General features: G+C 50.6%; 2 protein-coding genes. One reads left to right on the forward strand and one right to left on the reverse strand.

What is annotated here, in order from left to right:
• The coding region (locus tag P1P89_23290) for a Txe/YoeB family addiction module toxin (GenBank protein MDF1594447.1) at positions 1-106 on the forward strand (106 nt) is incomplete at its 5' end.
• 310 nt (positions 107-416) lie between these two features.
• Here P1P89_23290 and P1P89_23295 read toward each other — a convergent pair.
• A partial coding sequence (locus P1P89_23295; protein ID MDF1594448.1) for a hypothetical protein occupies positions 417-699 on the reverse strand: 283 nt, incomplete at its 5' end.

Here is a 699-nt window from a genome sequence, read left to right on the forward strand (position 1 = left end):
TGAGCTTTCCGGATGCTGGTCCCGCCGCATCGATCAGGAGCACCGCCTGGTCTATCAGGTCAAGGAAGATAAAATCCGCATCCTGGCCTGCCGATACCACTACTAAAATGCGGTAGCCGCCGCTCGAGTCTTTTCTGAACAAGGCCCTGTCATGGCCCTTGCGGCTTCTGACATAATCCAACCTCACTTATCGGCCATAGGCCGCAAATCTATCTGTATTTTCTAGAGGATAGCGGCCCACGCCCGATAAGCCGGACTATGTCATCAGGTGCAAGGCCCCCGCCAGGCCCGCCACGGCCGGGCACACACGGGAGACCTTGCCGGATCATCGGCCTGTGCAATGCGGCGGTGTCTTATTCGAGGATCTATTCCCGCCCACCACCCCAAAAAAAGAAAAAGGCGGTTAAAGATAAAATCTAAAACCGCCAATGACAAACCGAATAATTAATATTTAAGATCCGACCCTGTTGTCTAATGGGCTTGCCGTTGTTTCTAATACGCACATCTGTGAGATCACCGCCTTTGCATAAAAAGAAGGCACCCCTAAATATGTCTGTGGTCTCGATACAGCATGTTGCCATTTGCTCACCTCCTTCCATTGTTTGATTGATTTTTCCGAGGAGATACGCTAAGAAAAAGAAAGCGGTTTCAAAGGGATTTATCCCTCTGAAGCTTCTTTCCAGGCCATCAGCTGAGACC

It is taken from the genome of Desulfobacterales bacterium, assembly GCA_029211065.1.
Taxonomy (GTDB): Bacteria; Desulfobacterota; Desulfobacteria; order Desulfobacterales; family JARGFK01; genus JARGFK01.